Annotated in this window: 3 protein-coding genes and 1 pseudogene; all 4 read left to right on the top strand. The window is 74.8% G+C overall.

Going from position 1 to position 7060, the window contains the following annotated elements:
• Window positions 1-1561, top strand: a pseudogene (locus tag ACRYM0_RS08910) (DNA gyrase subunit A); the annotation flags it as partial.
• Between the two features lie 86 nt (window positions 1562-1647).
• Window positions 1648-3993, top strand: coding sequence for a glycoside hydrolase family 65 protein (locus tag ACRYM0_RS08905; RefSeq protein WP_432504175.1), 2346 nt, complete (start codon window positions 1648-1650; stop codon window positions 3991-3993).
• Between the two features lie 93 nt (window positions 3994-4086).
• On the top strand, window positions 4087-5442 hold the full coding sequence (locus ACRYM0_RS08900) for a M20 family metallopeptidase (RefSeq protein ID WP_432504174.1): 1356 nt from the start codon (window positions 4087-4089) through the stop codon (window positions 5440-5442).
• Window positions 5439-7034, top strand: coding sequence for an AbgT family transporter (locus tag ACRYM0_RS08895; RefSeq protein ID WP_432504172.1), 1596 nt, complete (start codon window positions 5439-5441; stop codon window positions 7032-7034). Before ACRYM0_RS08900 ends, ACRYM0_RS08895 begins: the two co-directional genes overlap by 4 nt.
• Window positions 7035-7060: the final 26 nt, after the last annotated feature.

Below are 7060 nucleotides of genomic sequence, written 5' to 3'. Positions count from 1 at the left end.
CCTGCACCTGGTCATCGAGGTGAAGAACGGTTTCGTGCCCGAGGCGGTCCTGGAGCAGCTGTACCGGCTGACACCGATGGAGTAGACCTTCGGCATCAACAACGTCGCCCTCGTCGAGGGCCAGCCCCGCACGCTGGGGCTGAAGGAACTGCTCGTGGTTTTCATCTCCCACCGCCTGGACGTGGTGCGCCGGCGCACCGCGTACCGGTTGCGGCGCAGGGAGGAGCGCCTGCACCTGGTCGACGGCCTGCTGGTGGCGATCCTCGACATCGACGAGGTCATCGCCATCGTGCGCTCCTCCGACGACGCCGCCTCGGCGCGCACGAGGCTGGTGCAGGTGTTCGACCTGTCCGAGACGCAGGCCGCCTACATCCTGGACATGCAGCTGCGGAGGCTGACGAAGTTCTCCCGCATCGAGCTGGAGCGCGAGCAGGAGGAGCTGAACCGCCAGATCGCCGAGCTGCGGGCGGTCCTCGCGGACGAGGGCAGGCTGCGGAAGCTGGTCAGCGACGAGCTGGCGCAGGTGGCCGCCGAGCACGGCACGCCGCGGCGCACGGTGCTGCTGACCTCCAGCGGCCCGGCGACGGGAGCGGTGGCGGCGCTGGAGGTGGCCGACGACCCGTGCACCGTGCTGATGTCCTCCACCGGGCTGCTGGCGCGCACGGACGCGGCCGAGCCGCTGGGCACCGAGGGCCGGCGCACCCGCCACGACCTGGTGGTCTCGGCGGCCCCCGCCACCGCGCGCGGGCACGTCGGGATCGTCACCTCCGCGGGGCGCCTGGTGCGGCTGCCGGTGCTGGACCTGCCGGTGCTGCCGCCGACGAACGGGCGCCCGACCCTGTCCGGCGGGGTGGCGCTGAAGGAGTTCCTGACCCTGGCCAAGGGCGAGCGCGCGCTGGGCCTGGTGCCGCTGCCGGTGCCGGGGGTGGAGGACCCGGACGACCCGGGTTTCGCGCTGGCCACCGCCACGGGCGTCGTCAAGCGGCTGGTGCTGGAACCCCTCGGCAACCGCGAGGAGGTCGACGTCATCGCCCTGAAGGACGTCACCGCCCGCCGCAAGGACGAGGTCGTCGCCGTCGCGCAGCTGCGCACCGGCGAGGAGGACCTGGTGTTCATCACCTCCGACGCGCAGCTGCTGCGCTTCAGCGCCTCGCTGGTGCGACCGCAGGGCCGCGGTGCGGCGGGCGTGGCGGGGGTGCGCCTGTCCCCCGGCGCGCAGGTGGTGTCGATGACGGCCGTGGACGCCGACGACCCGGACGCGGTGGTGGTGACCGTGGCCGGCGACTCCGGAGCGCTGCCGGGCACCCAGCTGGGTTCGGCGAAGGTCACGCCGCTGTCGGAGTACCCCGCCAAGGGCCGGGCCACCGGCGGGGTGCGCTGCCACCGCTTCGCCCGCGGCGAGGACGTGCTGCTGCTGGCGTGGGCCGGGCACGGCCCGGCGGAGGCGGCCACCCCCACCGGCACGGCGGTGGCGCTGCCGGAGGCGCCCGGGCGCCGCGACGGCTCGGGCACGGCCCTGGACAAGCCCGCCGCGGCGGTCGCCGGGCCGCCGCTGCTCTGATCGACGTGCGGGTGCGCGAGGCCCCCGCACCTGCTCGGATGAGCGCGAGCGCCGTCGAACCCACGGGCGGCGAGGACGGAGGGCGCGTGAGCGCGAGCGGGAACGCCGGCAGGAGCACGGACAAGGACCTCGGCGCGGTGCACCCGTGGGCGGTGCACGAGGGCGAGCTGGACGTCTCGGCCCTGGAACGCACCGAGTCGCTGTTCACGCTGGCGAACGGCCGGCTCGGCGTGCGCGGCTCGCTCGACGAGGGCTCCCCCAGCGGCAGCCCGGGCACGTACCTCAGCGGCGTGCACGACCTCTGGCCGATGCACTACCCCGAGTACAGCTACGGGTACCCGCAGGTGCAGGAACGCATCGTCGCGGTTCCCGACCCGAGCCTCGTGGAGCTGTTCGTGGGCCCCGAGCGCTTCGACGTGCGCACCGGCGAGCTGCACGCCCACGAGCGCACCCTGGACCTGCGCACCGGCACGCTGCGCCGCGAGGCGGAGTGGACCTCCCCCGACGGCGCGCGCGTGCGGGTCCGCTCGGAGCGGCTGGTGCCCCTGGAGCGCCCCGGGCTGTTCGCCGTCGACCACCGCGTGCAGGCGGTGGACGAGCCGCTGGAGGTGGAGGTGCGCTCGGCGGTGGTGTGCAGCCCGCAGCTGCACCGGTCCCGCACCGAGGCCGCCGGTCGCGGCGGCGCCGTGCGCCAGCGCACCGACGGCAGCGCGCTGGCGGTCGCCGTGCTCGTGGAGCACGACGTCACCGGCCCCGCCGAGACGGAGGTGCGCACCCACGCCACCGCCGACCGGGTCGTCACCACCGCGCACGTGCGCCTGGAGCCGGGCCAGGAGCTGCGGGTCGTGAAGGTCGCCGCGCTGGGCTGGGAACCGCAGGAGACGCGCCAGCACCTGCTGCCGCGGCTGCGCACCGCCCTGGAGGCGGGCCTGCGCGACGGCTTCGAGCACCTGGCAGCGCAGCAGCGGGAGGTCCTGGACGACTTCTGGGAGCACGCCGACGTGCGGGTGGACGGCGACGAGGCGCTGCAGCAGGCCGTGCGGTTCGCCCTGTTCCACGTCCTGCAGGCCGCCGCGCAGGCCACCGACCGCGGCATCCCGGCCAAGGGGCTGACCGGCACCGGCTACGACGGGCACACCTTCTGGGACACCGAGGTGTTCGTCATGCCGATGCTCAACCACGTGTGGCCGCAGGCGGCCGCCGAGGCCCTGCGCTGGCGGCACGCCATGCTGCCGGCCGCCAGGGAGCGGGCCGCCGAGCTGGGCCTGGCGGGGGCGACGTACCCGTGGCGCACCATCACCGGCCGGGAGAGCTCGGGGTACTGGCCGGCCGGGACCGCGGCGGTGCACCTGAACGCCGACATCGCCGACGCCGCGGTGCGGTACGTGCACGCCACGGGTGACGAGGACGCCGCGCGCGAGCTCGTCACCGACGTCGTGGTGGAGACCGCCCGCTCCTGGGTGGTGCTGGGCCGCGAGGACGGGAGCGGCCGGTTCCACGTCGACGGGGTCACCGGCCCGGACGAGTACAGCGCCCTGGTGGACGACAACGCGTACACGAACCTCATGGCCCAGGCGAACCTGCGCGCCGCCGTGGACCTGGCCGGGCGGTTCCCCGAGCGCGCGCGGGCGCTCGGCGTCACCGGCGAGGAGGTGGCGCGGTGGGTGCGGCTGGCCGACGCGGTGCACGTGCCGCGCGACCCGGACACGGGCGTGCACGCCCAGGACGAGGGGTCCACCCGGCGCAAGCGGTGGGACTTCGAGGGCACCTCCCCCGAGCAGTACCCGCTGGCCGACCACTTCCCGTACTTCAGCCTGTACCGGCGCCAGGTGGCCAAGCAGGCCGACCTCGTGCTGGCCCTGCAGCTGCGCCCGGAGGCCTTCACCCTCGAGGAGAAGCGCGCCGCCTTCGAGTACTACGAGGGCCTGACCGTGCGCGACTCCTCGCTGTCGGCGTCGGTGCAGGCCGTCGTCGCCGCCGAGGTCGGGCACCTGGGCCTGGCCGCGGACTACGCCCGCGAGGCGGTGTTCGTGGACCTGCACGACCTGCGCGGCAAGACCTCCGACGGGCTGCACATCGCCTCCCTGGCGGGCGCCTGGCAGGCGCTGGTGGCCGGTTTCGGCGGGATGCGCGACGCCGACGGGCGCCTGGTGTTCGCACCGCGCCTGCCGGAGGGCCTGGACGGGTTGTGCTTCCGCACCCGGCACCGCGGTTCCTGCCTGGAGGTGAACCTCAGCCGGGACGGGGCGGTGCAGCGCGCGCGCTACACCGTGGTCAGCGGTGGGGCGGTCGACACCAGCCACCACGGGGAACGCTTCACCGTGGAGCCGGGCGCCCCGCGCACCCTCGACGTGCCGCCCGCACCGGACCTGCCCCGGCCGGAGCAGCCGCCCGGGCGGGACCCGCGCGAACTGCGCGAGCAGGCGGGCTGACCCCCCGCCCGCGGGGCTCCACCGTGAACTCCGTGTTTCCCGGCGGCGCGGCGCGGTGGCCGCCGACCGCGGACAGGAGTAGGTCTGCTGGGCATGGCAGAACCAGGCACCCCGCACCGGCAGGACCCCGCTGAGCCGGCCGCGCCCGACCGCACCTACCTGGCCTCGCTGCTGGCCGGTGTGGAGCGGGCGGCGGCGAGCGCCACCCCGCTGGGCAGCGGCTTCGCCGGTGCACCGCCGGAACTGCTGGACGCCACCGAGGTGGCCGTGGAGGGCCTGCGCGAGCAGTTGCTGGGGCTGAGCCACCGGCTGCACGCGAACCCGGAGGAGGCGTTCGGCGAGCACGCCTCGGTGCGCGCGGTGGCGGACCTGCTGGCCGGGCAGGGTGTGGACGCGCAGGTGGGCGTGCACGGGCTGGACACGGCGCTGCGGGCGTCCGTCAGCGCCGGTGAGGGCCCCACGGTGGCGGTGCTCGCCGAGTACGACGCTCTGCCGGGCATCGGCCACGGCTGCGGGCACAACGTCATCTGCGCGAGCGCGGTGGGCGCGTTCCTGGGGCTGGTCGCCGCGCTGCGCTCGGGCGCGGTGGGCGGCACGGCGGTGCTGCTGGGCACGCCCGCCGAGGAGGGCGGTGGTGGCAAGGAGACGATGGCGCGCGCCGGGGCGTTCGACGGCGTCGACGCGGTGGTGATGCTGCACCCGTTCAGCTACGACGTGGCGGTGCAGCCGTTCCTGGGGCGCCGGCAGGTGCGGGTGACGTACCGGGGCGTGGCGGCGCACGCCTCCGCGCAACCGTTCATGGGCCGCAACGCCCTGGACGCGGTGGTCGCCGGCTACCAGGGCATCGCGATGATGCGCCAGCACATCAGCCCCGCGGACCGGGTGCACGGCATCGTCCTGGACGGCGGGCAGCGTCCCAACGTGGTGCCCGAGCGGGCGGCCGCCGAGTACTACGTGCGCTCGGCGGAGCCGGCGACGCTGGCGGACCTGTGCGCGCGGGTGGAGGCGGTGCTGGTGGCCGCGGCCGCGATGACCGGGTGCGGATACGAGCTGCAGTGGGACCGCCAGCCGGCGTACCTGCCGATCCGGGCGAACCTGGAGCTCGCCGCGCGCTGGACGCAGCACCAGCGCCGACGCGGGCGCACCGCCCTGCCGCCGGGGGTGGTGCCGGAGAACCTGTCGGGGTCCACCGACCTGGGCAACGTCAGCGTGCGGGTCCCGGCGATCCACCCGATGGTCGCCGTCGCGGGGCCGGAGGTCTCCCTGCACACCGAGGAGTTCGCTCGGGCGGCCGGTTCCCCGTCGGGTGACGCGGGAGTGCTGGACGGTGCGGTGGGCCTGGCCCTGACGGCGCTGGACGTGCTGGCCGACGCGGAGCTGCTGGCGGCGGTGCGTGCGGAGTTCGAGCGCGCCGGCGGCGTGCTGGACGTCGAGGGGTTCCTCTCGTGAGCCGGCGCGGGCGCACGGGCGCACGCGCCGCGGACCGGCTGGAGGTCTCGCCGACCCGCGTGGACCGGTTCCTCGGCGGCATCGAACGGGTGGGCAACCGCATCCCGGAACCGTTCGTGCTGTTCCTGGTCCTGTTCGCGCTGCTGGCGGTGGCGAGCAGCGCCATGGCCTGGGCCGGTGTCACCGTCGAGGTGCCCGGCTCGGGGCAGGTGGACGCGGTGCGCGGGTTGTTCACCGGTGAGGGCGTGCAGTGGTTCACCACGAGCCTGGTCGACAACTTCGTGGCGTTCCCGCCGCTGGGCACCGTCGTGGTCATCCTGCTGGCGGTGGGGCTGGCGCAGCGCAGCGGGCTGATGGCGACGCTGGTGCGGGTGGCGTTCGCGGGTGCGCCGCGCTGGGCGCTGCCGTACGCGGTGGCGTTCATCGGCGTCGTGGGCAGCGTCATGGCGGACTCGGTGATGATCGTCATCCCGCCGCTGGCGGCGATGGTGTTCAAGGCCGTCGGGCGGCACCCGGTGGCGGGCCTGCTCGGGGCGTTCGCGGCGGCCGGCGCCGGGTACTCCACGTCGATCGCGGTCACCAGCCTGGACGCCCTGTTCGCGGGCATCACCTCGTCGGTGGCGCAGACCCTGCCGGACGCGGGAACACCGGTGACGCCGGTGTCGAACTGGTACTACAACATCGCCAGTTCGATCGTGCTGACCCTGGTGTGCGGGCTGCTCATCACCCGGGTGCTGGAACCGGCGCTGCGGCGCGGCGGGGTGCCCACCGAGGAGCGGGCGGACGCCGAGGGCCCGGGTGCGGTGCAGGACGTCGCCGACCTCACCGTCACCCCCGCCGACCGCCGCGCCCTGGGGCGCGCCGGGCTGGCGGCCCTGCTCACCGCGCTGGCGCTGACCGCGCTCACCGTCGTGCCGGGGTCCCCGATGCGCAACGAGGACGGCGGGTACCTGCCGACCTCACCGCTGCTGGGGTCGGTGGTGTTCCTCGTGGTGGTGATGCTCACCGTGCCCGCCCTGGTGTTCGGCCGGGCCAACGGCACGCTGCGGCGGATCACGCAGGTGCCGGCCGCGATGGCCGACGCGGTGAAGGACATGGCGCCGTTCATCGTCCTGGCGTTCGTGCTGGGGCAGTTCATCGCCCTGTTCACCTGGAGCCGGGTGGGCACCTGGATGGCGGTGGCGGGGGCGAGCGCGCTGCGCTCGCTGGACCTGACGGGCTACGAGGCGATCGTCGCGTTCGTGGCGCTGGCGAGCGTGCTGAACCTGTTCATCATCTCCGGGTCGTCGATGTGGACGATCATGGGTGCGGTGTTCGTGCCGCTGTTCGCGCTGCTGGGCTACGAACCGGCGTTCACGCAGGCGGCGTTCCGCGCCGGGGACTCCGCCACGCAGATCCTCACGCCGCTGAACCCGTACATCGTGGTGGTGCTGGCGATGCTGCGCCGCTACGAACCGCAGGCCGGGCTGGGGACCCTGATCTCGCGGTTCCTGCCCTTCACGATCTGCTTCTGGATCTCGTGGATGGCGCTGCTGACGCTGTGGTTCTTCCTCGGGCTGCCGCTGGGGCCGGGGACCGACGCGCGCCTGTGAGGACTCGCGCGCCGGACCGCCCGGCG

Origin of the sequence: Kineococcus arenarius subsp. arenarius (assembly GCF_050871845.1) — a bacterium.
Classification (GTDB): Bacteria; Actinomycetota; Actinomycetes; order Actinomycetales; family Kineococcaceae; genus Kineococcus.
This window is presented reverse-complemented; position numbering and strand designations above follow the sequence as displayed.